The following is a 23,819-nucleotide window of genomic DNA, read 5'->3' as shown; positions in this document are numbered from 1 at the left end:
ATAAGAAATGTCTTGCTACTTAAATATAGAATGGGGTATATCGATGAAAACAAATACAGGACAGTTTGCATTTCTTCAAGGTAGTTCATACGAGATAGGACAACAACAAGCGCGAGAGTTTCAAAAAAACCTTTTTGCAAAATCGCTATTCTTTACGGAAAAACTAACTTCGAACAACGCTTATTTTGAAATGAAAGCACAAATAGAGCAGTATTGCCCAGGTTTAAATAAAGAATTAGAAGGATTTGCAGAAGGCTTTGGTTATGCGCCTGAACAACTAAATTTTTATCAAAATGCGTGGTTAATTCCTGGAGGGTGTAGTTTAGGGGCTATTTTACCTGGGAAAATGGCGGATGGTAAAACATATGTTTTAAGAAATTATGATTTATCTCCTGATATTTCGGATATGCGCTTATGTACTACTCGTGTGGAAGGGAAATATACTCATACAGGATTTTCTGTTTCAACATTCGGTCGAAGTGAAGGTTTAAATGAGAAGGGGCTATGTGTTGCCTATGCATCGTGTGGCATGCCCATTGGCAAATATCCTGGCATGAGACCACCAGTAGTACCTGGATTACAGTTTATGGTTATTGTTAGAGCCCTATTAGAAAATTGTAAAAATGTCGAAGAAGCAATTTATATGGTTAACAATATGCCAGTAGGAACGAATATGAATTTACTTTTGGCTGATGCCAATGGCGACGCAGCTTTGATTGGAACATATGACGGAATAAAAGAAGTGAAACGTGCAGAACTAGATTATCTTATTGCCACTAACCACGGACTATTTTCCGCAATACAAGAAATGGAGCCTGGCAAGCTCGAGCATTCTCAACTAAGATATGATATTTTAGAGGAGAAATTTAAAGAAAGTGGAAAAAGATCTATAGGCGAAATCCAAGAACTTCTCTTAACAGAGTTCCCTAAAGGATTATCCGTCCATAATTACAAAGAAAGCTTTGGAACAGTACATTCAATTTTGTTTAACCTTACTGATTTGCAACTGGAATTTTCATTTGGCTCACCAGTACAAAATCAGGTAAACAAGATAGACGTTGGTGAGAATTTTGCGAAAACACAAACATCTGTTGAATTTAATAATAAAAGCTATGGAGCAGAGTTTTGGAAAATAATGAAATCTTAAACAACAAAAAGACCTTTCCTTTGCGGAGGGCACTGAAAAAGTCCATATCTTCTCACTTCGCGAGGTATTCAAATACCTCGCTTTTTTATTTGGCACTGTGACTCTACTGTTGTTTTCCGGAGCATTCCGCTCGCTTTCCGCGGCCGAGGGCCTATGCTTCACTTCGTGCGGGGTCTCATCTGTCTCGCTTTCCTTTAAAAGAATTGTGCAGGTGGTGCCCCTGATGATTTCAAATCAAGAAACCCTTAATTTAAGTCCATACATGGCGATCTACGATATTGTTGTGCTAAAAGATAATATGCTTCGTCAGAGCAATGAACTTGTTGATTTTTCAAAGGAATCACAAATTGCAAAGATGAATGTCTTAAAGAAGTCGTAGAAGCTCACTTTATGGCGATATTCCTTTAACTTCATTCAATTTCCAATAATACTCATTTTATATAAAAAAATCATTTTATAGAAACATCTAATTTTATTTCATATTTTTTAAAAATAAAATGAACTTTTTGCAATCCCCGTTTGTATAGTCAATGAATATAAAAATTAGGAGGGATTATTTTGGAGCTTATTGTGAAGGATCTTGTGAAAAAATATAATGGTGTGAACGTTTTGGATGGTGTGTCGGCCATATTTGAAATGGGGTATTGTTATTTATTGTTAGGTCAGAATGGAGCGGGTAAATCTACATTATCAAAATGTATAGCTGGAGATGTAAAACCTGATGCAGGTACCATTGTATTCAACGAGACGTCTCAACATGTACAAGAGCAAGTTGCACTGCAGTACCAATTTTTTTCGAGTTATCAGCATCTGAAAATTCGTGAAGTCATTGCTCTTTTTACTACATTGACAAACACTAAGGTTGATTTGGGAGAGCTTTATGAAATATTAGGATTACCAACTTATGACCACATCTTATTAAAAAATGCGTCAGGTGGTCAGCGAAAAGCAGTATCGATCTACCTTTCCTTTTTATTAAATAAACCGATTATCATATTAGATGAGCCATTTGCTGATTTAGATTTAACGAAGAAAAAGCAATTGATGTTTTACTTACAAGATGAAATTCGTCGACGTAACAAAATGATTATTATTATTAGTCATGAGGTAGCAGGATTAGAAGAGTTATTTGATTATGTAGTGATCTTAAAGGACGGGAAGCTTATTGAAAATAACACACAAGATGAGCTTTATAGAAAATACACTGAGGCGAAATTGCCGGGAATCGAAGGTCTTTACTATGAAGTGACAGGACAAATTTTAGGGGGAAGAGCGGGATGATGAAACAAATTGCACGAATTTATATGTTAGAAAGTATACGTAATACAGGCATGTCTATTGGAAACTTGTCACCAGCCTTTATTTTTTTGATCATGTCAGTTATTTGTAAAAACATGATGTCCGGAGAAGCATTTGATTATCTGGTTAAAGGTCAGTTTTTACCGGTTTCAATTTTAATGTTAATTTTTTCATTTGCATTTTCTAGCGCTACTATATATTTGGCAGATATGAAGGCTAATAAAACGTTCCAATGGATACAGCGAACAGGCGTTAAGCCACACACTTACTATATGGGGATGGGCATTGGTGTCTTTACATTATTAAATGTATTTTTAGTGTTACTACTCATTGGTTATTCCTTCATCATTGATATTTCACTTTCATCTTACTTTATGATTATTTTGATTAGTAATTTTGTTTTACTGGCATTATATCCATTGAGTTTTATATTAGCAGGTCTATTTAAAAACGAGAAAGTAGCTCAAAGTATGCTAGTGCCAATTATGATTTTATTCATGTTTTCAGTAACGATGACAACGATGTTCTTAACAATTGGGGGTAAAAACCCACATGATTATTATATTTTTCTAAGCTGGAATCCAATGCTTTATTTAAATGATAGTTTGCAAAAGTACTTGAATTTAATTAACGACACATGGCTTCCGCAGTATCAATATTGTATAATTTTAGCAGTGATTAGCTTTGGGTTAGCATCCATCGCTAAAAAAGTATATATCAGTAAGTAGGTGATTTGGTGGGAATTGGATTTATTGTATCTTTAATTGCAATTGTAGTGTTTACTATTATTATTTTAGGATTTACAATCCCGATGGATAAAAAATATGTTGTTCGCGAAAATGGAAAAATTAATTATAAAAAAACAACAATTTATTTACGTTGGAATGTATTTGATACGTTAACGCTCGTTTTAGCCATCTATACAATATTCTGTGTACAAGCGTTAAATATGCTCTTATTTCGTAGCCAAACAATCGAAAATCCATATGTACAGTTTTTTACAAATCAATCGCAAGCATGGGTCATTGTAATAGTAGGCTATTTGGTATCTCGTGTTTCTATAACATTAAAGTCCATAAAGGCTCATTGGGGGGATGAGCTAGATGATAAGCAATGAGGAGTGGATGGAGGCCTACAAAAACGGCCAAGTCGAGGGCTTTGAACAGCTCTATAGTCGTTTGTATGAGCCGTTGTACTGCTTTTTATTCCGCTATACTCGGGAAAATCAGCTAAGCATTGATATTGTGCAAGATACCTTTGAGCGTTTACAATATATAAAAAAAGACTTTGACCAGCAAAAGGGAACGGTGAAAGCATTTTTATTTCAAATCGCTTATCGCTTAATGATCAATAAATTAAATCGACGTAAAAAGTGGCGCACACTCTTTCCGTTCTTAGTACCAACAGAAAGTCGTCGTCTATCAACTGATGAAAAATTAACGATACAAGAAGCCATACTCCAGTTACCCGAAAAGCAACGTGCTGTTATTTTGCTTGTTTATTATCATGATTTGCCACAGGAGGAAATAGCACAAATTTTGTCCATTCCCCTTGGTACAGTTAAATCAAGGTTGCATAATGCGATTAGGACTTTAAAGGAAGAGCTAAAGGAGGATTTCGATGCTTAAGGATGAATTTCAAAAGGAGCAATGGTTAAAAGACAGCTTAGATCAAGATAAAGTGGAGATTCCTAAGCAGCTAATGACCTACAAGAAAAGTCGCTGGCAACGTTTTATTCAATATTTAGCTTCACCAACGAAGGATCCGTTAGAGCCAATTTGTACATCTTCAGTCGGCTATACCTCTTTGAAACTATTGCCCATCGTCACGGCTGTATTTATTACAATTCTACAAATTTTATTGCAATAAATTTTATGACTTACGTTAAATAAAACATTTGTAGCTGGCGCTTCACTTACGCTACAGAAAATATTTGTAGCTGGCGCTTTGCTTACGCTACAGAAAATATTTGTAGCTGGCGCTTCGCTAACGCTACAGAAAATATTTGCTGAAAGAAGTTAAATTTCTCACTGCCACAATCATTCGGTTGTGGTATTTTTAATGAATAAAATACTATTTATTGCCCATTTTAAGGAAAAATTTAGATTAATTTGGAGGTAAATGCTTTGAGGGTTTTAAAAAAGTTTCCACAGTCAAACACAATAAAAGGTCAACTTCATCGAGCTCTTGTTTGGATTACTTTTATTATTGGCCTATGTATTTTTATTCCAACACTTTATATTGAATATCGACAAACCATCCAACATCAAAATGAAGAGATGACGCATTATTTGGATGCCCAAACATATTTTTTTGAAAGCTGGTTATCAGAGCGATCCAGCGATATACATACAATAGCTAATTTAGATTTTGTAAAGGATTATAATTTTGAAAAATCCCAAGTTTTTTTTCAAGATTATAAAGAAAAAACAAATTTCACCGACTTAATATTTGTCAATAAAGAGGGCATCGTGCAATTTGACACAGTTACCGAATATAGTAAAAATGGCGTTAATATGGATGTAAATGATCGTAAGTATTTTCAAGTTGCTAAAAAAACAAAACAACCTTATATAACTGATATTTTAATAAGTAAAGTGACGAAGCGGCCTATTATTGCATTTGCTTCACCGATTCTTAATGCACAACAACAATTCAATGGTGTAGTTTTTGGCGCTGTAAACTTAGACACCATCGATCAACTGCTACAAGAATCGAGAGTGGGCTTTTTAGGTCACGCTTATATTATCGATCAGGAAGGTACTATGCTTTCTGAATTTAACAATAAACAACAACGGTCTTCAGGCAATTATTTAGTTGATGAGCATATCCTGAACGCAGCTTTAAAAAATACGGCGAGCGGCCTCGAGCTATATAAAGACGCGAATGATAAATGGGTTCTTGCTAAAAGTAAACCTATTAATGAAGGGACATGGTTTATCATATCAGAAATTGGTCTGGTAGCGGCCTATAAACCATTAATCATTAGATTTTCATTGATAACTTTTTGTTTAGTAGTAGGTTCATTTTTTACCATTAAAATGATGCTACATCTCTCTAAAAGAATCGAAGAACCTATTCAGCAGCTTCTTACAGGTGTCAGAAAGGTTGAACAAGGTTTTTATGATTATCAAATAAATGACCAACAGCTGGTACCTTTTGCGCAAGAATTTCAGGAGCTTTGTTCGTCCTTCAATGAAATGAGCGCCAAGGTGAGAAAAGATACTATTTTACTGAAAGAACTATCGATTACTTGTCAGTTGACAAAGTTGTATAATCGTCGTTATTTGATTGAACAGGGGGAGCTTGTTTTTCAGAAATGTTTAGAAGAACAAAACCATTGTTCATGTATAGCTATTGATATTGATTTTTTTAAAAAGGTCAATGATACATATGGACATTTAATCGGTGATGAAGTACTCAAGCACGTCGCAACCATCATTACAAATTGTGTGCGAAGCATCCACATTATTACAAGATATGGGGGAGAGGAGTTTGTCATTTTATCCCCCAATACTACGTTAGAGAGTGGAGTAAAAATAGCGGAAAGAGTTCGGCAACAAGTTGAAAATAACCCATACCATGCAAATGATTTTGAAATCAATGTGACAGTGAGTATTGGCATTGCTGGATACGGACATTCTAAAAATATTTCAACATTTTATGAGCTACTTGACAGTGCGGATCAAGCACTATATATTGCAAAAGAAAGCGGTCGTAACCAATTGAGAGTGTATGATCGTACAGGCATAGTTGATGCTAGGCAAATGCTTTAAAAGACAAATTTAGAAAGTGGTATTTATATGAAGGAAATTATCCTAAGAAAATTAAAAGAAATTGAAAAAGAGTATCAAGTGAAAATTTTATATGCTGTAGAATCAGGTAGTCGTGCTTGGGGATTCCCTTCGAAGGATAGCGATTATGATGTTCGTTTCATATATATTCATCAACCACAATGGTATCTTTCGATCGACCCTCAAGGAATTGGGGCAAAGAGGGATGTCATTGAAGTACCGATCAATGATTTATTAGATATTAGTGGTTGGGAAATAACAAAAGCATTAAGACTATTCCGCAAAAGTAATCCACCTTTATTTGAGTGGTTACGAAGCAATATTGTGTATGACCAACAATATTCATTTATTGACAATGTACGGTTACTAGAAAGAGAAGTATTTTATCCCAATGCATGCCTATATCATTATTTAAATATGGCTAAAAACAATTATCGAGAGTATTTACAGAGTTCAGAAGTAAAAATAAAAAAATACTTCTATGTTCTCAGACCAGTTTTAGCATGTAAATGGATAGAGAAAAACAATACAGTTCCACCAATTGATTTTCAGGAATTATTAAATGAAATCATTTCTGAGGGTCCGTTAAAAACCGAAATTCAGCAACTTTTGCAGAGAAAAATAGCGGGTGATGAACTAAATTTGGAGCCGCGAATTAAATGTATTAATGAGTATTTAGATACAGAAATAGCGCATATCGAGACATACTGCAAAAATCTTCATGTTAAAGTCGATGATCCTACACAAAAATTAGATGCGTTATTTAGAAGTACACTGCAAGAAGTGTGGGGTTAATGCTTTTAGGAAACTGAATATTTTTAAACTGTAAGGTCATACTAAAAAAGGTTTCACTTATGGAATCTATATTGATGAGGAGGATGACACGAATGAGTAGGTTCGAACAACTAGACCCAAAATCTCAAAAAATCCACCGCAACTGGTCAAGGATTAAGCGTTCAAAATCTCAAGTAAATGGTGAAACGGAGATTACTCTCCATAATCGTATCTTGAGAAGTGAAGCAAAAGCCCGACAGTTCTAATCATGCTAGAAAAGTAAGTGTTATCAAGCCCAGAAAATATTCTGGGTTCAGACTGTAGACAAACTCAAAAAATTTGAGAGTTTGCCTACAGTCTTTTTTCTTTTAAAAATAAAGTAAAGCCGTTGATTTCCGCGGGCGGGATCGAGCTGCTTCCCTCCATAACTATATTTTGAGATATACCCAATTATTATACATTATTCAATTATTTGTAAAAATTCCGATATAATCTCTAACATATGTAAAAGGGGGAGACAATTTTATTATGAAGATAACATCCTATAATAATACAGTAAATTTTCTTCAAACTACGAATGTCCAATCTAAGGGGGAGAATGTTCAAGCAGTAAAAAAAGAACAGGATGCAGTAACTATTGGAGAGGAAGCGCGTCAATTATGCGATCGCCAAATTCAATTGCAAGATGTTCCAGAAGAGATAGCTGAAAAAATAGCTTCCATTTTCAAGGATGGTGGAAAAATTAATTTTGTTGAAAGTGAAGAGCAACAAGCTATTCGTGCTGAACAGCAGGCGAGGCTTGATGAAGAGATTGAGCATAATGTTCTTGCTATCATTATTCCACATATTCAAACAAATGATAAGCTCGCCAATAGTTTAAAGGGGGCGAGTCAGCAAGTATTTGATGCTACATACACAACAATATCTCAAAACTTTTTTGTACGCGATGTTGGTAATATGACTGAAGAACAACGTCAAGCTATGATCTCACTTGGTTTAGAAAAAGCACAATATATTGCAGATAATTATTTAACTGGGCAACAAGCAAAAGATTATATGGATGCCATGACGACAATCGCAAAATTTGCAGTTAATGGCGTGAAAAACGACGATGGCAAAGTAACTTTTGCTATCGAAAAAGGCCCACTAGTAAACGCACCTGATGATTATATTCATATAGATGACTTTGTGAAAGAAGCCTTCCCTGAAAAATGGCAGAGCTTTAAGGATAACATATTAGCTGTTACTGAAAAACAGGATAAAGACGCACTTCTTGAAGCATTTAAGGACTATAACCAGCTTGTTAAGTCGATTTATACAAATCAATCTCATCTAGTACAAAAGAAAATAGAAAATTATAGTGTCTGGCAAGAAACAATTAAAAATACGATAGTTTCCAATCATTTTAGTCAGTTAGATAAAACTTCTATTTCTAGTTTTGTTGAAGATATTATGACAAAAAACAATTGGTTATCAAATGAATTTTTAGCGAAGGATTTAAAAAATTTCCAAAGATATCTGACTAGAAATCTTTAAAAAATTGGATTCTTAAAAAGGAGTAACTTCTACTCCTAATAAGACTTTAGGCTAGACAATCGTAATTTTCGTTTATTAAAAAGGAGAGTGGATTAATGACAGAAAAAATCAAAATTAGAGTTGCTTATCAAGACGATGCTGAAGCCCTGTTGGAAATCCAGAAAGAAGTTTTAGCAGAAGAAAAGTATTTAATCACTACAATAGATGAATTTCAGCAAACGATTGATGAGTAAAGAGAATGGATACAAGCGAAAATAACAAATAAACGAGAAACAATTTTTATTGCACAATATCAAAGAAAAATAGTAGGTTGGCTTGTATTTCAATCGCCACAAAGAAAACGACTAGCACATACGGGTACTTTTGGCATGATGGTGCTTAATAAATATCGTGGTCTAAGCAAGCTCTTAATTGAAAATCTACTAAAATGGGCAAAATACAACCCTTATATTGAAAAAATTAGTCTTGGCGTATTTTCAACAAACGAAAGGGCTATTGCGCTCTATAAAAAGATGGGATTTGTTGAAGAAGGAAGAAAAATCAATGAAATTAAGCTACACGACAACGAATATATTGATGATGTTTTAATGTACAAGATGGTAGTAAAAGATTGAAGGGAACTATGCTGACATGGAAAAATATAATTTTACACAAGAATTGGCTAACCAAATTAACAATTATCAATCGATAGATGCTTTTTATACGAAAATCATGAGAACAGTGGAGCCTACAAATATTGGATTCATGTATATAGAGCCTGGTGGAGTCGTTGGGATGCATAAGGCGCCTGTACCACAGTTATTTATTGTGATTCAGGGTGAAGGATGGGTTTGCGGTGAGGATCAAGAGAAAGTATTTATAAAAACTGGAGAAGGTGTTCTTTGGCAAACAGGAGAAGCACATGAATCCGGAAGTGAATCAGGTTTAACAGCACTTGTCATCCAATCAGAGCAAATCAATCTTGCATAGATTACAAAAAAATGTGTAACGGAGTAAGTTATAGCTCCGTTACACTAAGTTATATTAAAGCCTAGTTGAACTTGTTTAAAAAAATGACCATCAAAAAGCTCATCAAACTCCTCCAATTTCTTGAAGCCCTAAGCTTGATTAAAGTTCATGCCATTCGTATTTTCTTTTTCTACACAAACTAATAGTGAAGTTTTTGCCCTGAGTTTCTGGAAGTAAATATATGGAGAAAATTTCTGCCTCATCATCTACAACGTTTACAAAGCCTACAATTGATTCTTCAAGAATAGCTACTAAAAATGGACCTTTTTTCACACAATCTAGCCATCAATCTCTACTATAAGCCACTTGTAAAAAACGGTTTTGAATTTCCTATGGGATTATACTTTCGTCTGTTTGATACTAACTATTTTTGGCAACTTGTTGCACGAAAATGATGCTATTCTTTTGCATATGTCTTATAATTGATATCAATACTTTTCAACTGTAATTCCAATTTTTCTATTTATTGTAACATCAAATCACGCGAAAGGGGATGACTTCATGCATGTTGTTGAAAAGGCTTTTGGCTATATTACGAGAGAGCATGAGGGTCAGTTACAAGTGCTAGTATTTGAGCAAAATACAGAAGGAGCAGGGATTCAAATTCCGAAAGGCACAGTAGAAGAAGGGGAAACTCCGTTAGAGGCAGTGAAACGAGAGATGTTTGAAGAGACGGGTTTGTCCGATTTAGTCGTTAAGGGGTTAATTGCCCAGGATTATTTTAATCATCATTCAGGGCTATTACAAAAACGTTATTTTTATCATTTAACGACAAATGAACAACGAGATTCATGGAAGCATTATCCGACTGGTGTGAATGAGGTAGGCTTTGAATTTTCATTTTACTGGATCACAGACGAACAACAAGTAACGCTAGTAAATGGACATGGAGATTATTTATATCGAGTGCTGGCTCGTGTGAATAACTGATGGTTAAATAATTTTGTATGAATGAAAAAACCGCGTTTCTATAGTTTAGAAACGCGGTTGCTCTATTATATAGCCTTTGCGCCAACCACCTCTAATGCTTGAGCAAAATCGGCGATCAGATCGTCCACATGTTCTAGCCCTACCGAGAAACGTAATAAACCATCAGTAATACCCCGTTTTGCACGCTCCTCAGGCTCCATTGCTGCATGACTCATTTTAGCCGGATAGGATAAAATCGATTCAACGCCGCCTAGAGAGACAGCGAAAACAGGAATTTTCATCGCTTCTACAAGTGCTTTTGCAGCTGCATAGCTTGGTAGGCGGAAGGATAGCACGGCACCTGCACTAGTTGATTGACTTTGATGAATCTCATACCCAGGATGTGATGTAAGGCCCGGGTAGTATACTTGCTCGACAAGGGAATTTGTAGCTAAAAATTCTGCTATTTTTTGTGCCGATTCAGCAGATCGGCTAAAACGGACATCTGTTGTTTTTATATTTTGTAATAGAGTATAGCAATCCTGTACACCTAATATATTACCAAATGAATTTTGGATAAAGTATAGCTCCTGACCAATTTTTTCGTCTGCAGTCACCGTCAATCCCGCGATAATATCGGAGTGCCCAGATAAAAACTTTGTAGCACTATGAATAACAACATCGACACCGAGCTCAAGTGGACGTTGGTGTAAAGGTGTCATAAAAGTATTGTCTAAAAACGTTAAGCAATGATGTTGCTTAGCGAGTGCTACTACTGCGCGAATATCTGTGATACCAAGTGTTGGATTCGACGGCGTTTCCATATATAGTAGCTTTGTTGTTGGCGTAATGGCTGCTTTTACCGCCGCTAAATCTGTGAAATCAACGAACGTATGGGAAATACCGAAGCGTGGTAAAACCTTGGACACGAAGCGGTATGTTCCTCCATAAACATCCTCCGTAATGACAATATGATCCCCTTGAGATAAAAGCATTAACGCTGCAGATACTGCGGCAATGCCAGAAGAAAATGCATGGGCTCGTACTCCAGCCTCAAGCTCTGCTACTGCTTTTTCTAATGCATCACGAGTAGGGTTACCAGAACGCGCATAATCATATTCGCCGAATTCATCGATACTCTCCTGATGGAAAGTAGATGATACATACATAGGTACATTGACCGCACCTTTTTTATTTTTATAGCCGTCACGAACACCAGCGTGAATGAGGCTTGTTTCAATATGCTGCTTCATTTTTAACCTCTTTTCTAAGGATTTCGAATACTTGTTTTAAATCCTCAATTAAATCTTCAGCCTCTTCAACGCCAACTGAGAAACGCAGTAATCGGTCACATACACCACGTTCAATACGCTCCTCATAAGGCATGTCTGCATGTGTTTGAGTAGCAGGATACGTAATAAAGCTTTCAACACCACCAAGGCTTTCAGCAAATGTAATTAACTTCAAGTTTCGAAGGAATGGGTCAATCCACTCAGCCTTTTCCAAGCGGAATGAAAGCATGCCACCTTTTCCTGTGTAAAGTACGTCAGTTACAAGCTCTTCTTCCTCTAAAAAGGCAGCAATTGCTTTAGCATTCGCATCGTGCTGCTTTAAACGAAGATGCATTGTTTTTAATCCACGAATAAGTAACCAGGAATCCATCGCACCTAAAACCATACCGCTACCATTATGAATAAAGCCAATACGTTCTGCTAATTCAACGCCTTTAGCGACAACTAAACCAGCTAACACATCATTATGTCCACCAATATATTTAGTAGCCGAATGAATGACAATATCAGCGCCTAATTCGATGGGGCGTTGGAAATATGGTGTATAGAACGTATTATCGACAATTAACCATGCCCCATGCTTACGAGCTAATTCTGCATAAACTTGCAAATCAAATTCCTGCATAAGCGGATTTGTCGGCGTTTCAATGAATAGAGCACGCGTATTGTCATTCATTAAAGCTTCGACCTGTTCAACTGATTCAAATTTTGAGTAGACAGGCTTTATATTATAGGTTTCTTCAAAGAAATTAAAAAGTCGATATGTACCACCATATAAATCATCAGGCACTACTAATTCATCACCAGGTTTAAATAATGATAGAACTAGCTGGATAGCAGCCATCCCAGAGCTACAGGCAAAGCCCGCATCTCCGCCCTCTAAATCGGCAATTCCTGCTTCTAATAGAGCACGAGTTGGATTTTTGGTACGTGTATAATCAAAACCAGTGGATTCACCGATACCTGTATGTTTGTAAGCTGTTGATAAATGGATCGGTGGGCTGACAGCACCTGTTATAGGATCACTTAAATTCCCAAGCTGTACAAGTTTTGTTTCAATACTTCTGCTGTTTGTCATGTCGTCACTCTTTTCTTCATCATAATAACGGGGAGTAAAATATCTAAAGACTAGAACTTCTTTTCCCTGGATTCTCAATAATTGTTACCAATTTAACATGTATACTAAAGAAGAACAAGATAATTTCAGAAAATTAGAGAGATTATTTAAATTAAATCATCTAGGAATAGTAGGAAATATGGGAGGTGGAAAAATATGTTGAAACATTGGCTAGTAATAGGTGGAACAGGAATGCTCAAGGAAGTGTCTTTATCGGTTTTCCACAAGAAGACTCCTTCCTCAATCACGTGCAGGGCGTAGCACAAGAATATCGTAATACCAGTACTAAGAGAACAAGGATTCAAGGGATCATTCCCGCATTTTAGAAGATGCAACGAAAATAATATAGACTTGATTACGTTTCAATTCAACAAATGGGGAGGCTCGTTAGTTGTTGAATTAGCATCTTGCCCGGAAGATGGAACTACAATGTATTGGGGTGAAAAAATCCCACTTAATAAAGTAAACGCTCTTCATATAAATAAGCGTTTTAAGTTAGGAGCTAAATCTTTAGAAGAGGACGGGATATGGTTTAATTATGAAAAAGCTGAATCTGAAGAAGACTATTCTAAAGTTGCAGTAAGGGTACTGAATCAACTTAAAACATCTGATACATATTGGATTTCTTCTCGATTAAGATCATCTTTATTTTGGAAGTTCCTTAGAAATAGGAACTCTTAATGTTTTACTCAACATTAAAATTTAACAGAGCTAAAAAGAATCTGTCTATTACCTCAAGTAGTGGTAATTAGACAGATTCTTTTTAAGCTTGTTCTTTTTTTAATAAATCTCGAATTTCTTTTAGAAGCTCTTCTTTAGCATCCAATTCTGGTGCTGGTTCTTCTACAACAGCCTCTTCTTTTTTACGAGTTAACTTTGTCATAATTCGTAATGCCATGAAAATTGCAAAAGCAATTATTAAAAAGTCAATAATCGACTGTAAAAATACACCTAGCTGGATTGATGCATCACCCGAACCATAAACAAAGCTTTTTGTTAAATCAATACCACCAGTTAAAATACCGACTAATGGCATAATGATATTTTCAACTAAGGAAGAAACAATTTTACCGAAAGCACCACCAATTACTACTGCTACTGCTAAATCGACAATATTGCCTTTCATAGCAAACTCTTTAAAGTCTTTCCACAAAACAAATTCCTCCTATTATTATCCAGATAAAATAATCGAATTATATTTTACTATATTTTTCTCCTCTTTTTCAACTATTTAAGTAGTGGAAATTATATACTGAAAAGTCTGCTATAAAATCGGAAATTTTGGTAATATGGAATTAGAAAAAAAGATTAGGTGTGACATATGGCGAAAAAACAGAAGAAAAAACCGATGCTATCGCCTTCCGCTCAAATAGGCATGATAGCTTTATTAATACCAATAGCGATAACTGTGTGTGTTTTTGCTTTTTTTGCGTGGAAGGAACTACAAACATTACCGATATTCGAAAAATTAGCGCAACAAAAAGTGTTAGAAGAAATTCAACAAAATTTCGATATGGAAATTCCTGAGCAATATATTCCTATCTATGTAGCAGCGGAAGAGAAATATGGTGTGCCTTGGACTTTGCTTGCCGCTCATCATCGAATTGAAACACGATTCTCCTCCATGAAATCTCTCGTTTCATCTGCTGGAGCAGAAGGACCGATGCAATTTATGCCTTGTACATTTGTCGGCTGGAAACATCCATCTTGCTCAGGGTTAGGAAAAGGGGATATATCGAAGGTTGAATTAATGAATCCTGAAACCATTAAAAAATATGGTGGATATGGCATAGATGCTAATGGAGACGGCATAGCAGATCCATATGATATGGAGGACGCTATATTTAGTGCAGCGAATTATTTATCGAAAAATGGAGCAGCAGATGGTCATATAAAGCAAGCTGTTTTTAAGTACAATCACAGTGACGAATATGTTCAAAAAGTGTTACATTATTTCAATTTATATAATGACTATCATGATGAACTAAAGGAAGCGGTCCTATATAAAGAAAAGTAAAATGGTGAAATGCCAGAAAATACATATTTAGTTGATTGGAGTGGAGGCTGGGCAACTCCTTAGGGATCAGGCGCGCCCCGCAATTATTTTTGAACAAGTAAAGAGCCATCAAAAATGATGGCTCTTTTTTACATATTTAGGTTGCTTTACGCATACCTTTTAAAATAAGGCTTACGATGAAGATCAGCACGACAGCACCAATTAATGCTGGGAATACGTAAAAATTACTAACTCGCCAACCCCAGTTGCCAAGAACCATACTACCGATCCACGAACCGACAACCCCGGCAACAATATTTCCTATGATGCCGCCAGGTACATCTTTACCTAAAATCACGCCAGCTAACCAACCTAAAACTCCGCCGATGATTAAATACCAAATGAAGCTAATCATTTTTTTCATCTCCTTAAAATTAAGACATAATGGCGATTACTTAGTTATGCCCTGAAAGCAGTATATTACGCGTCTAGCTTCTTAGTAATTATTACAAATTCATAAAAAGGTTTTATCATTATTTAGTTTATGCTGATACCTCATTTTTGTGCAAAAAACATCTGTTAGTGTTTTCTTTAGGGAAGAATCTACAATTACACAAACGCGAAATGGATTACTTAATAACAGTTGCACCTAATGTGTGCTCAAAGTGACGTAATGCCCATTCATGACCTGCAGCATCAAAACTTGCAACACCATCCGCATAAACAACTGTTGAAATGCTCAAATTATAAGCATCAACTGCTGTATGTAAAATACAAATATCAGTACAAACTCCAACTAAATGAATTTCTTTGATACCTCGCTCATTCAATAAAATCGATAAATTGGTTCCGGCAAATGCGCTATAGCGAGTTTTATCGAGCCACAAAACTTTATCTTTGTGAAGATTATACATTTCACCAACTTGCCCATATAAATGACGTCCTTCCGTACCGCGAATATTATGCGGAGGAAAAAGCTTTGTTTCAGGATGGAACGGGTCATCTTCCTCATGTAGATCATTCGCAAAAACAACAAATTCATTTTCAGCAATAAATTTTTGAATTAAGGATGAGATTTTTTTATCCAACATTTGACCGGGCTCACCACAAGTTAGTTTTCCATCAGAAGCAACAAAATCATACGTATAATCAATTACTAATAAAGCCTTTTTCAACCTTTTCACTCTCCTAATAGGTATAATCTCACCTTTATCATGCCATATTTGGGCCTGTTTGTCAGAAAAATGATTCAAATTTAATATTACGAATAGTTTGAAAATTGATTTTTCTGAGAGTATAATGTGAAAAAAAGGAGAGTGGTCTATATGAATATGACAGCTATGAAACGTTTAAATCGCCAAGGATTACTTATTGCAGGCTTACATCTGCTAGTATTGTTAAATTTAGCAGCGGATTTCATATTCTCCTCGTAATCTCTTAAAAAAATAGAAAGGTGAGTTAAATGCTTGTCCATTATTAAAAACAACCGTGAAGGCAAATTTGATTACATGTCCACGGTTGTTTTTTATTGTCTTTTGATAAAAAAACATAGGAGTGATTGCATGACCACTAGATTTGATCGAGCGTTTCATGAACTAGAGCATCCGTTTGCTTGGTTGGACTTTGATGCACTGGATCATAATATTTCAACCGTACACAACATGTGTGGAGAAAAAAATATTCGTATTGCTACGAAATCAGTCCGTTCTGTGGATATATTACGCTATTTACAAAAAAATCTACATAATGTGACGGGATTTATGACGTTTACAGCGGCGGAGACAATTTTTTTACTGCAACAACATTTTGATAATTTACTGTTAGGGTATCCAGTGATGGAAGAAGCTGCTGTTCGCCATTTACTACAATTTGTAAAGGCAGGGAAAACCGTCACTTTTATGGTGGATAAGCGGGAGCATGTTAAATTTTTAGCGGAGTTAGGGCAAGAGTTAGGTGTTCGTGTGCAGGTATGTATTGATATAAATGTATCCAATGATTTTAAGTTACTTTATTTTGGTACAAAACGCTCTTCGCTTCAATCACTTGAGTCATTAACACCATTCCTCGAATATATTAAAAATCAAGCATTTATTGAGGTAGTTGGAGCGATGGGCTATGAGGCTCAAATTGCAGGAGTTGGTAACCGTCCAGACAATGCTGTTAAAGGGAAACTTATTGAAGTAATGCAATTGCAAGCTAAAAAGCAAGTTACCCAGTTTCGTAGATTAGCAATTGCCCATATAAAAGCGTATTTTCCAAACTTGCACTTCGTGAATGGTGGTGGTTCTGGAAGTATGGCATACACGGCGCAACAAAAGGAAGTATCAGAAATTACGGTTGGCTCTGCATTTTATGCACCAGCTTTGTTTGATCAATTTACGCATTTACAGCTGGAAAAGGCAGCTGGATTTGCTTTAAGTGTAACAAGAAAGCCAGAAAAAAATATTGTTGTTTGTCATGGTGGTGGTTATCTAGCATCAGGGGCAATTAGTGCTGATCGTTTACCGGTATTCTATGAGCCGACCTTTTTCTCATATCTTAGTTTGGAAGGGGCAGGAGAAGTTCAAACACCCGTTAAGATAAAGCGTAAAAAAGTTAAGATAGGAGACACGCTTTATTTTCGACATGCGAAGGCTGGTGAACTTTGTGAAAGATTTCAGGAACTACATGGAATTAGAGGGGACAAGTATGTAGGAGCTTATAAAACCTATAGGGGGGATGGACAATGTTTTCTATAGATAAGTGGAAAAATGGTGAGAAGTGGACAAACTGGGCTGGCAATGTCATCTCTTATCCATCTGAGATGTATTTACCTCAGTCTATTGAAGAGGTGACAAATATCGTGAAGCATGCACGTGAATTAGGAAAAACGATTCGTGTTACGGGTGCAGCTCACTCCTTTAGCGCTGTGGCAATGCCTGAGCATATAGCACTTTCTTTACATAATATGCGTGGGCTCATAGCAGTGAATGAGGAGAAACAAGAGGCGACACTTTGGGCTGGAACGTATTTATATGAAATTGGTCCATTACTTGCGCAGCATGGCTTTGCCCTTATAAATATGGGAGATATTCAAGAGCAAACGATTGCTGGAGCAGTATCAACGGGGACCCATGGAACAGGTGTAACACTCGGTTCGTTATCATCAGCTGTAACTAGGTGGGCTTTTGTAGATGGTACAGGTACTTATAGGGAACATAAGAGGGGAGCGGATGATTTATCTGAAGCTTTGCATGTTTCACTAGGTTTGCTGGGTGTACTTGTAAAAGTAACAATTAAGGTGATCCCACTGTATAGCTTACATTATGTAAGCACAAGGGACACTTTAGAAAATGGACTGTCGATATTTGCTGAAGATATTCGACAAAATCGACATGTTGAATGGTTTTATTTCCCTAGTAGTGAAACAATTCAAGTGAAACGTATGAACGCCATAGCGCCTGTTTTTCAAAGTAGTTGGAGTAAGAGAATGGAAACATTGAAACTGCAAATAGTAGAGAACGGCGCTTTTTTTGCAATGTCCGAACTTTGTAAATGGAGGCCGGCGTTAAGTGGCGCTATGAGCAAATTAGCAGCAGCTAATGTAGTCGAGGGTGAGAAAAAGGGGATAAGCTACGAAATTTTTCCGTCCCCGCGTAGCGTAAAGTTCCAAGAAAGTGAATATGCTATTCCATTAACACAATTTGAGGCATGTATGGAGGAAATCCACGCAACTTTTAAAAGTGGTATGTTTAATGTGCATTTTCCGTTAGAATGTCGGACAGCAGCAGGTGAAGCGGGTTTTTTAAGTCCTACACAAGGACAAGAATCAGCATTTATTGCCTTTCATATGTATAAGGGAATGCAGGAAGAGCCTTATTTTGAATGGGTTCATACGATGATGAAGAAATATAAAGGACGACCGCATTGGGGTAAACTAAGTCATTTAACTGCTAACTATGTATATGAGCTATACCCGGATATCAAAAAATTTTTAGCGATTCGCAATCAAAACGATCCTGATCATGTGTTTTTGACAGGGTACTTAAGAAAATTATTTACATTGTAAGGACATAACATGCACATATTTTTGAAGTATTTGGAAATGTCGTTAATAGAGTATTGAAAAAATTAAAATTTGAACGAAATGTCAAAATATTCCCTAAAGCGAGAAAAAAGTGATACTTAATCAGCATGAAAACGATTTCAAATTTTGTATATTATTTAAATTGTTCAAACAATTCGAAAAATACTGTTGACTAGACCTTTTTTTCGTACTATGATAACAACAATTTAACACGTTCGTTAAAGTAGTTAGTAATCTTTTAAAAGATTAATATACGCAAAAACGAAATAGACAGAACATTTCGTATATAGCAACGAACAGAGCAATAAATGAGGGGCGTTTAAAATGAGAAGTGACATGATTAAAGTAGGCGTAGATCGTGCGCCACATCGAAGTCTTTTATATGCAACAGGCAAAGTAAAAGCGAAAGATTTAGGCAAGCCATTTATTGGGGTTTGTAATTCTTATATCGACATTATACCAGGTCACGTTCATTTACGTACATTTGCTGATGTTGTCAAAGAGGCCATTGTAGAAGCGGGTGGTATTCCATTCGAATTTAATACAATCGGTGTAGATGATGGTATTGCAATGGGGCACATTGGTATGCGTTACTCTTTACCGAGTCGTGAAATTATCGCAGACTCTGCGGAAACAGTTATTAATGCACACTGGTTCGATGGTGTATTCTACATTCCTAACTGTGACAAAATTACACCGGGAATGTTAATGGCAGCAGTTCGTACTAATGTACCGTCAATTTTCGTATCTGGTGGTCCTATGGAGGCTGGTACTTCTGCTACAGGCAAGCAACTTTCATTAACTTCCGTTTTTGAAGGTGTAGGAGCTCATAAATCTGGCAACATGTCTGCTGAAGAGCTTTTAGATATTGAAAACAATGCATGCCCAACATGTGGTTCATGTTCAGGTATGTTTACTGCCAACTCTATGAACTGCTTAATGGAAATGCTCGGAGTAGCTTTACCTGGTAATGGCACAATTGTAGCTACTTCTGAAGAGCGTCATAAGCTCATTAAAGAAGCAGCGAAACAATTAGTCCGAATGATTAAAGAGGATATCAAACCTCGTGACATTATTACTAAAGAAGCAATTGATGATGCATTTGCACTTGATATGGCGATGGGTGGTTCGACAAATACTGTCCTCCATACATTAGCAATCGCCAATGAAGCTGAAATTGATTATAACATTGAAGATATTAATAAAGTTGCAGAGCGTGTTCCATATCTAGCGAAAATAATGCCTGCTTCAGATATTTCAATGGATGATATTAATAAAGCAGGTGGCGTTAGTGCCATTATTAATGAATTAACATCTATTCCAGGTGCAATTCACCCTGATCGACCAACAGTTGCAGGGGTGACAATGGGTGAGCTTGTGAAGGATTATCAAATTACAGATGATAAAGTTATTCGTACAAAAGACAATCCGTATAGCCCAGTTGGTGGTTTATCGGTGTTATTTGGCAACATCGCACCAGATGGTTCTGTTATTAAAGTAGGAGCTGTAGACCCTTCTATTAAAGTATTCAGAGGCGAAGCAATCGTCTTTGATTCACAAGAGGCAGCGCAGGAGAATATTGATAACGGGACGGTTAAAGAGGGCCATGTAGTCGTCATTCGCTATGAAGGACCTAAAGGTGGCCCAGGGATGCCTGAAATGCTTGCTCCAACTTCTGCGATTCAAGGTCGAGGTCTTGGTACAAAGGTTGCGTTAATTACAGATGGACGCTTCTCAGGTGCATCTCGTGGTATTTCAATCGGACATATTTCACCAGAGGCAGCAGAAGGTGGTCCAATTGCTTTAGTAGAGAACGGTGACATTATCACAATTGATCTACCAAATCGTACTATTAATTTAGAAGTTTCAGATGAAGTATTCGCTGAACGTCGTGCAAAACTACCGGTATTTGAACCGAAAATTAAGCGCGGATGGCTAGCAAGATATTCAAAATTAGTAACAAACGCTTCTACAGGTGGCGTTATGAAAATTTAACTTCTTTCAGAAGTTAAAGCCTCCGGCGGATGTCATGGAATCGGAAAGGAGTTCTTTGTGCAAGCACAAAGCCGATTCCAGACGCAATTATGCCAAGGCACAATTGATAAAGATAAAGCGTTGATGAGGTTAAAGGTTCTAGAGCCTTGTATTTACCAGAGAGCCGGTCGTGCTGGAAGCCGGCGATACAACTAGATCCGACATCCCCTCTGAGTGGGCTATTAAACGCGTGTTCGCCATTAGATAGCTCCGGGCATAATCGAAAGTGCTCGTTATTAATGAATAAATAATTTTTGACACCGTATTGGATGCGAGGGATTTCGCATTGGTGCTTAAATGCTTATGTTTATTCACGAGGTAGCAATTATTTGCTATAAAAAAGGGTGGTACCATGGAAAGTCTTTTTCATCCCTACGTAAGGTAATTCTTTGCGTGTGGAGAAAAAGGCTTTTTATTTTTTTCAACGTTAAACACTTCACTGGTGTGCATTACCGAAGTGAAATGGAAGGATAAGAAGGAGGCATATTTGATGAGTACGAATGTTTCTATTAATGAGAAAGAAGAATTAGCAACAACAGCAAAAGCTGAACAAACCTATCAAGCGAAAGATGGTGCTGACGTATTAGTGCAAGCACTGCATGAACAAGGTGTTGAAATTATTTTTGGTTACCCTGGTGGAGCGGTGCTACCAATCTATGATGCAATGTATAAAAACCCGATTCGTCATATTTTAACTCGACATGAACAAGGTGCAATCCATGCAGCGGAAGGTTATGCACGTGTTTCCAATAAACCTGGTGTTGTAATAGCAACAAGTGGTCCTGGGGCAACAAACTTAGTAACGGGTATTGCTGATGCGATGATTGATTCCATCCCGTTAGTTGTATTTACAGGTCAAGTTTCAACAGCTGTCATCGGTACAGATGCTTTCCAAGAAGCCGACATTATGGGAATTACGACACCAATTACAAAGCACAATTATCAGGTGCAGGATGTTAATGATATCCCTCGTATTGTTAAAGAAGCTTTCCATATTGCAAGTACTGGTCGAAAAGGCCCTGTAGTAGTGGATTTCCCGAAAAACGTTTCTCAAATGTTATTCGATGTAGAGAATCCACCGCAGGCCCCGGATGAAATATATTTACCAGGTTATCAACCAACATACAAACCGAATTATTTACAGATTCAAAAAGCCATTCAGGCGATTTCATTGGCCAAAAATCCAGTCATTTTAGCAGGGGCTGGTGTACTCTTTGCGGATGCTAAAGAAGAGTTAACAACATTCGCTGAAAAATACCGAATTCCAGTAGCAAACACGTTGCTAGGGCTTGGTTCAATCCATGGGGAGCATGAACTCTTCATCGGTATGGCAGGAATGCATGGAACTGCAACAGCAAACATAGCGATTTCGAAATCTGATTTATTATTGAATATCGGAGCTCGCTTTGATGACCGTTTAACAGGTAATTTAGCAACATTTGCTCCAAATGCAACAATTATACACATCGATATTGATCCAGCGGAAATTGGAAAAAATGTTCCGACAGATATTCCAATCGTTGCAGATGCCAAAGAAGCATTAAAAGCATTATTGAAAAAAGACTTCGAGGGTCCAGAGACAACAGAATGGCTAGCATTTTTGAATAATCATGCAAAGGAATATCCATTATGGTACAGCAAAGAACCTGGGGACAAAGAAATTTTACCTCAGGAAGCTTTAGAGCTTGTGCATAAAATTACGGAAGGTGACGCAATTGTCACGACAGATGTTGGTCAGCATCAAATGTGGGCTGCGCAATATTACCGTTTAAACAATGATCATGGATGGGTAACGTCTGGTGGACTTGGTACGATGGGCTTCGGCTTCCCAGCTGCAATTGGCGCCCAGTTTGCGAAACCAGACAAAAAAGTTGTTTCTATTGTAGGTGATGCAGGATTCCAAATGACTGCGCAAGAACTTTCGATACTACAAGAGTTCAACTTACCGGTAAAAGTGGTGATTTTAAATAATAGCTGTTTAGGAATGGTACGCCAATGGCAAGAAACATTTTATGAGGAGCGTTATTCATCTTCACTTATGCCGATCCAACCGGATTTTGTTAAATTAGCTGATGCATATGGCCTCAAGGGCTATCGAATTAACACAATCGATGAAGCGGAAAGTATTTTCCGTGAGGCACTACTTTCTGATGAACCAGTGTTAATTGATTGTCGTGTTAAACAGCTTCAATGTGTTTACCCAATGGTGGCACCAGGCAAAGGCTTACAAGAAATGATTGGGGTGAAAGAGAATTGAAACGAGTAATTACCGTAACAGTGATTAACCAAAGCGGTGTCTTAAACCGTGTAACAGGCTTACTGATGAAGCGTCAATTTAATATTGAATCAATCACAGTTGGCCATACAGAACAGCCAAACTTTTCGAAAATGACTTTTGTTGTAAACGTTGAGGATGAGCGGAAAATTGAACAGCTTGTGAAACAATTATCAAAACAAATTGATGTGTTAAAGGTCAATGACATTACAGATAAATCAATCGTGCTACGTGAGTTAGCACTTGTGAAGGTCATTTCACCACCAAACCTACGACTGGAAATGAATTCAATTGTTGAACCATTCCGTCCACAAATTATTGATACAGCGAAAAACGTTGTCACCTATCAAGTAGTAGGAGATCCAGATAAGATCGATGCCTTTATTGAACTAATTCGACCTTATGGTATTAAAGAATTAACGCGTACGGGGGCTACGGCATCTGTTCGTGAAACGCAAAAAATCTCAAATACGCAGCTCTCTATTTTAAAATAGTTTGCATATAAAATTGACAGCTTTGGATGCATAGCTCTTAGGGCTTACGTGCATTTGAAGTAAAAAAACAAACCCAAT

28 protein-coding genes are annotated in these 23,819 nt (G+C 36.8%); 22 read left to right on the top strand and 6 right to left on the bottom strand.

The genetic code is table 11. The features are described 5' to 3' along the window. Window positions 1-43 precede the first annotated feature (43 nt). From MWJ95_RS08415 to MWJ95_RS08355, 14 genes are all read left to right on the top strand, one after another. Window positions 44-1,147 carry a C45 family autoproteolytic acyltransferase/hydrolase gene (locus tag MWJ95_RS08415; protein ID WP_249105009.1) on the top strand — a complete coding sequence of 368 codons (1,104 nt, stop codon included), beginning with the start codon at window positions 44-46 and terminating at the stop codon, window positions 1,145-1,147. Window positions 1,148-1,370: 223 nt separating this feature from the next. Next, window positions 1,371-1,526: a hypothetical protein gene (locus tag MWJ95_RS08410; protein ID WP_249105569.1), complete on the top strand. Its 156-nt coding sequence runs from the start codon at window positions 1,371-1,373 to the stop codon at window positions 1,524-1,526. A 179-nt stretch (window positions 1,527-1,705) separates the two neighbouring features. Next, the gene (locus tag MWJ95_RS08405) at window positions 1,706-2,428 is read left to right on the top strand and encodes an ATP-binding cassette domain-containing protein (protein ID WP_249073799.1); all 723 of its coding nucleotides are present in this window, start codon (window positions 1,706-1,708) and stop codon (window positions 2,426-2,428) included. Beyond that, entirely contained in the window at window positions 2,425-3,174 is a 750-nt protein-coding gene (locus MWJ95_RS08400; RefSeq protein ID WP_249073800.1) for an ABC transporter permease, read from the top strand. The genes MWJ95_RS08405 and MWJ95_RS08400 overlap by 4 nt, the downstream gene beginning before the upstream one ends. 8 nt (window positions 3,175-3,182) lie before the next feature. Continuing rightward, the gene (locus MWJ95_RS08395; RefSeq protein ID WP_249073801.1) at window positions 3,183-3,563 is read left to right on the top strand and encodes a group-specific protein; all 381 of its coding nucleotides are present in this window, start codon (window positions 3,183-3,185) and stop codon (window positions 3,561-3,563) included. A gap of 7 nt (window positions 3,564-3,570) precedes the next feature. Then, window positions 3,571-4,074: an RNA polymerase sigma factor gene (locus MWJ95_RS08390; RefSeq protein ID WP_374110145.1), complete on the top strand. Its 504-nt coding sequence runs from the start codon at window positions 3,571-3,573 to the stop codon at window positions 4,072-4,074. Further along, window positions 4,067-4,315: a hypothetical protein gene (locus MWJ95_RS08385; protein ID WP_249073803.1), complete on the top strand. Its 249-nt coding sequence runs from the start codon at window positions 4,067-4,069 to the stop codon at window positions 4,313-4,315. Before MWJ95_RS08390 ends, MWJ95_RS08385 begins: the two co-directional genes overlap by 8 nt. 257 nt (window positions 4,316-4,572) lie before the next feature. Continuing rightward, window positions 4,573-6,222 carry a sensor domain-containing diguanylate cyclase gene (locus tag MWJ95_RS08380; RefSeq protein WP_249105007.1) on the top strand — a complete coding sequence of 550 codons (1,650 nt, stop codon included), beginning with the start codon at window positions 4,573-4,575 and terminating at the stop codon, window positions 6,220-6,222. 27 nt (window positions 6,223-6,249) lie between these two features. Continuing rightward, window positions 6,250-7,035, top strand: a complete 786-nt coding sequence (locus MWJ95_RS08375) for a nucleotidyltransferase domain-containing protein (protein ID WP_249073805.1) — start codon at window positions 6,250-6,252, stop codon at window positions 7,033-7,035. A 59-nt stretch (window positions 7,036-7,094) separates the two neighbouring features. Next, window positions 7,095-7,280, top strand: a complete 186-nt coding sequence (locus tag MWJ95_RS08370; RefSeq protein WP_481817346.1) for a YpzG family protein — start codon at window positions 7,095-7,097, stop codon at window positions 7,278-7,280. Window positions 7,281-7,542: 262 nt separating this feature from the next. Then, on the top strand, window positions 7,543-8,550 hold the full coding sequence (locus MWJ95_RS08365; protein WP_249105005.1) for a hypothetical protein: 1,008 nt from the start codon (window positions 7,543-7,545) through the stop codon (window positions 8,548-8,550). Window positions 8,551-8,645: 95 nt separating this feature from the next. After that, entirely contained in the window at window positions 8,646-8,783 is a 138-nt protein-coding gene (locus tag MWJ95_RS24620; protein ID WP_308221908.1) for a hypothetical protein, read from the top strand. A gap of 9 nt (window positions 8,784-8,792) precedes the next feature. Beyond that, window positions 8,793-9,164 (top strand): GNAT family N-acetyltransferase, encoded by a 372-nt coding sequence (locus MWJ95_RS08360; RefSeq protein WP_349294141.1) that lies wholly within the window; start codon window positions 8,793-8,795, stop codon window positions 9,162-9,164. A 16-nt stretch (window positions 9,165-9,180) separates the two neighbouring features. Then, window positions 9,181-9,519: a cupin domain-containing protein gene (locus tag MWJ95_RS08355; protein WP_249073808.1), complete on the top strand. Its 339-nt coding sequence runs from the start codon at window positions 9,181-9,183 to the stop codon at window positions 9,517-9,519. Window positions 9,520-9,657: 138 nt separating this feature from the next. On the opposite strand, the gene MWJ95_RS08350 is transcribed toward MWJ95_RS08355, so the two are convergent. Next, window positions 9,658-9,831 (bottom strand): GNAT family N-acetyltransferase, encoded by a 174-nt coding sequence (locus MWJ95_RS08350; RefSeq protein ID WP_249073809.1) that lies wholly within the window; start codon window positions 9,829-9,831, stop codon window positions 9,658-9,660. Window positions 9,832-10,059: 228 nt separating this feature from the next. On the opposite strand from MWJ95_RS08350, the gene MWJ95_RS08345 reads away from it, so the two are divergent. Continuing rightward, on the top strand, window positions 10,060-10,488 hold the full coding sequence (locus MWJ95_RS08345) for an NUDIX hydrolase (protein WP_249073810.1): 429 nt from the start codon (window positions 10,060-10,062) through the stop codon (window positions 10,486-10,488). Window positions 10,489-10,553: 65 nt separating this feature from the next. On the opposite strand, the gene MWJ95_RS08340 is transcribed toward MWJ95_RS08345, so the two are convergent. Together MWJ95_RS08340 and MWJ95_RS08335 are read right to left on the bottom strand one after the other, a co-directional pair. Further along, the gene (locus MWJ95_RS08340) at window positions 10,554-11,720 is read right to left on the bottom strand and encodes an aminotransferase class I/II-fold pyridoxal phosphate-dependent enzyme (protein ID WP_249105003.1); all 1,167 of its coding nucleotides are present in this window, start codon (window positions 11,718-11,720) and stop codon (window positions 10,554-10,556) included. After that, window positions 11,704-12,837, bottom strand: coding sequence for a methionine biosynthesis PLP-dependent protein (locus tag MWJ95_RS08335; protein WP_249105001.1), 1,134 nt, complete (start codon window positions 12,835-12,837; stop codon window positions 11,704-11,706). The genes MWJ95_RS08340 and MWJ95_RS08335 overlap by 17 nt, the downstream gene beginning before the upstream one ends. Window positions 12,838-13,146: 309 nt before the next feature. Between MWJ95_RS08335 and MWJ95_RS08330 the strand changes: the two genes are divergently transcribed. Further along, window positions 13,147-13,557, top strand: a complete 411-nt coding sequence (locus tag MWJ95_RS08330; protein ID WP_349294140.1) for a DUF4304 domain-containing protein — start codon at window positions 13,147-13,149, stop codon at window positions 13,555-13,557. An 82-nt stretch (window positions 13,558-13,639) separates the two neighbouring features. Here the strand turns inward: MWJ95_RS08330 and mscL are convergent, their stop codons facing one another. Further along, a complete protein-coding gene (mscL, locus tag MWJ95_RS08325) occupies window positions 13,640-14,029 on the bottom strand; it encodes a large conductance mechanosensitive channel protein MscL (RefSeq protein ID WP_249073813.1) in 390 nt (129 codons plus the stop codon). Between the two features lie 168 nt (window positions 14,030-14,197). On the opposite strand from mscL, the gene MWJ95_RS08320 reads away from it, so the two are divergent. Next, the gene (locus MWJ95_RS08320) at window positions 14,198-14,893 is read left to right on the top strand and encodes a lytic transglycosylase domain-containing protein (RefSeq protein ID WP_249073814.1); all 696 of its coding nucleotides are present in this window, start codon (window positions 14,198-14,200) and stop codon (window positions 14,891-14,893) included. Between the two features lie 136 nt (window positions 14,894-15,029). Here the strand turns inward: MWJ95_RS08320 and MWJ95_RS08315 are convergent, their stop codons facing one another. Together MWJ95_RS08315 and MWJ95_RS08310 are read right to left on the bottom strand one after the other, a co-directional pair. Further along, window positions 15,030-15,287 carry a GlsB/YeaQ/YmgE family stress response membrane protein gene (locus MWJ95_RS08315; RefSeq protein ID WP_079562065.1) on the bottom strand — a complete coding sequence of 86 codons (258 nt, stop codon included), beginning with the start codon at window positions 15,285-15,287 and terminating at the stop codon, window positions 15,030-15,032. 214 nt (window positions 15,288-15,501) lie between these two features. Continuing rightward, a complete protein-coding gene (locus MWJ95_RS08310; protein ID WP_249073815.1) occupies window positions 15,502-16,047 on the bottom strand; it encodes a cysteine hydrolase family protein in 546 nt (181 codons plus the stop codon). 387 nt (window positions 16,048-16,434) lie between these two features. On the opposite strand from MWJ95_RS08310, the gene MWJ95_RS08305 reads away from it, so the two are divergent. The 5 genes from MWJ95_RS08305 (at window position 16,435) to ilvN (ending at window position 23,741) form a co-directional block, all read left to right on the top strand. Then, a complete protein-coding gene (locus tag MWJ95_RS08305; protein ID WP_249073816.1) occupies window positions 16,435-17,610 on the top strand; it encodes an amino acid deaminase/aldolase in 1,176 nt (391 codons plus the stop codon). Further along, entirely contained in the window at window positions 17,598-18,920 is a 1,323-nt protein-coding gene (locus tag MWJ95_RS08300; RefSeq protein ID WP_249073817.1) for a D-arabinono-1,4-lactone oxidase, read from the top strand. The genes MWJ95_RS08305 and MWJ95_RS08300 overlap by 13 nt, the downstream gene beginning before the upstream one ends. A 342-nt stretch (window positions 18,921-19,262) precedes the next feature. Next, window positions 19,263-20,933, top strand: coding sequence for a dihydroxy-acid dehydratase (gene ilvD, locus MWJ95_RS08295; protein ID WP_249073818.1), 1,671 nt, complete (start codon window positions 19,263-19,265; stop codon window positions 20,931-20,933). 529 nt (window positions 20,934-21,462) lie between these two features. Further along, window positions 21,463-23,229 carry a biosynthetic-type acetolactate synthase large subunit gene (ilvB, locus tag MWJ95_RS08290; RefSeq protein ID WP_249073819.1) on the top strand — a complete coding sequence of 589 codons (1,767 nt, stop codon included), beginning with the start codon at window positions 21,463-21,465 and terminating at the stop codon, window positions 23,227-23,229. Beyond that, entirely contained in the window at window positions 23,226-23,741 is a 516-nt protein-coding gene (gene ilvN, locus MWJ95_RS08285; RefSeq protein ID WP_049664470.1) for an acetolactate synthase small subunit, read from the top strand. Before ilvB ends, ilvN begins: the two co-directional genes overlap by 4 nt. Window positions 23,742-23,819: the final 78 nt, after the last annotated feature.

The sequence above is a fragment of the Lysinibacillus sp. Bpr_S20 genome (genome assembly GCF_023337835.1).
Taxonomy (GTDB): domain Bacteria; phylum Bacillota; class Bacilli; order Bacillales_A; family Planococcaceae; genus Lysinibacillus.
Note: the sequence above shows the minus strand (reverse complement) of the source record. Positions and strands in the feature narration are given on the sequence as shown.

What these genes read in the sequence shown, in the direction of transcription:
- MWJ95_RS08315 (WP_079562065.1), bottom strand. Translation starts at nt 15,287, where the DNA reads ATGATTAGCTTCATTTGGTATTTAATCATCGGCGGAGTTTTAGGTTGG.
- MWJ95_RS24620 (WP_308221908.1), top strand. Translation starts at nt 8,646, where the DNA reads ATGACAGAAAAAATCAAAATTAGAGTTGCTTATCAAGACGATGCTGAA.
- MWJ95_RS08365 (WP_249105005.1), top strand. Translation starts at nt 7,543, where the DNA reads ATGAAGATAACATCCTATAATAATACAGTAAATTTTCTTCAAACTACG.
- MWJ95_RS08300 (WP_249073817.1), top strand. Translation starts at nt 17,598, where the DNA reads ATGTTTTCTATAGATAAGTGGAAAAATGGTGAGAAGTGGACAAACTGG.
- ilvB (WP_249073819.1), top strand. Translation starts at nt 21,463, where the DNA reads ATGAGTACGAATGTTTCTATTAATGAGAAAGAAGAATTAGCAACAACA.
- MWJ95_RS08410 (WP_249105569.1), top strand. Translation starts at nt 1,371, where the DNA reads ATGATTTCAAATCAAGAAACCCTTAATTTAAGTCCATACATGGCGATC.
- MWJ95_RS08305 (WP_249073816.1), top strand. Translation starts at nt 16,435, where the DNA reads ATGACCACTAGATTTGATCGAGCGTTTCATGAACTAGAGCATCCGTTT.
- MWJ95_RS08385 (WP_249073803.1), top strand. Translation starts at nt 4,067, where the DNA reads ATGCTTAAGGATGAATTTCAAAAGGAGCAATGGTTAAAAGACAGCTTA.
- MWJ95_RS08415 (WP_249105009.1), top strand. Translation starts at nt 44, where the DNA reads ATGAAAACAAATACAGGACAGTTTGCATTTCTTCAAGGTAGTTCATAC.
- MWJ95_RS08340 (WP_249105003.1), bottom strand. Translation starts at nt 11,720, where the DNA reads ATGAAGCAGCATATTGAAACAAGCCTCATTCACGCTGGTGTTCGTGAC.
- MWJ95_RS08320 (WP_249073814.1), top strand. Translation starts at nt 14,198, where the DNA reads ATGGCGAAAAAACAGAAGAAAAAACCGATGCTATCGCCTTCCGCTCAA.
- MWJ95_RS08375 (WP_249073805.1), top strand. Translation starts at nt 6,250, where the DNA reads ATGAAGGAAATTATCCTAAGAAAATTAAAAGAAATTGAAAAAGAGTAT.
- MWJ95_RS08390 (WP_374110145.1), top strand. Translation starts at nt 3,571, where the DNA reads ATGGAGGCCTACAAAAACGGCCAAGTCGAGGGCTTTGAACAGCTCTAT.
- MWJ95_RS08345 (WP_249073810.1), top strand. Translation starts at nt 10,060, where the DNA reads ATGCATGTTGTTGAAAAGGCTTTTGGCTATATTACGAGAGAGCATGAG.
- MWJ95_RS08400 (WP_249073800.1), top strand. Translation starts at nt 2,425, where the DNA reads ATGATGAAACAAATTGCACGAATTTATATGTTAGAAAGTATACGTAAT.
- MWJ95_RS08355 (WP_249073808.1), top strand. Translation starts at nt 9,181, where the DNA reads ATGGAAAAATATAATTTTACACAAGAATTGGCTAACCAAATTAACAAT.
- MWJ95_RS08370 (WP_481817346.1), top strand. Translation starts at nt 7,095, where the DNA reads ATGGAATCTATATTGATGAGGAGGATGACACGAATGAGTAGGTTCGAA.
- ilvD (WP_249073818.1), top strand. Translation starts at nt 19,263, where the DNA reads ATGAGAAGTGACATGATTAAAGTAGGCGTAGATCGTGCGCCACATCGA.
- MWJ95_RS08335 (WP_249105001.1), bottom strand. Translation starts at nt 12,837, where the DNA reads ATGACAAACAGCAGAAGTATTGAAACAAAACTTGTACAGCTTGGGAAT.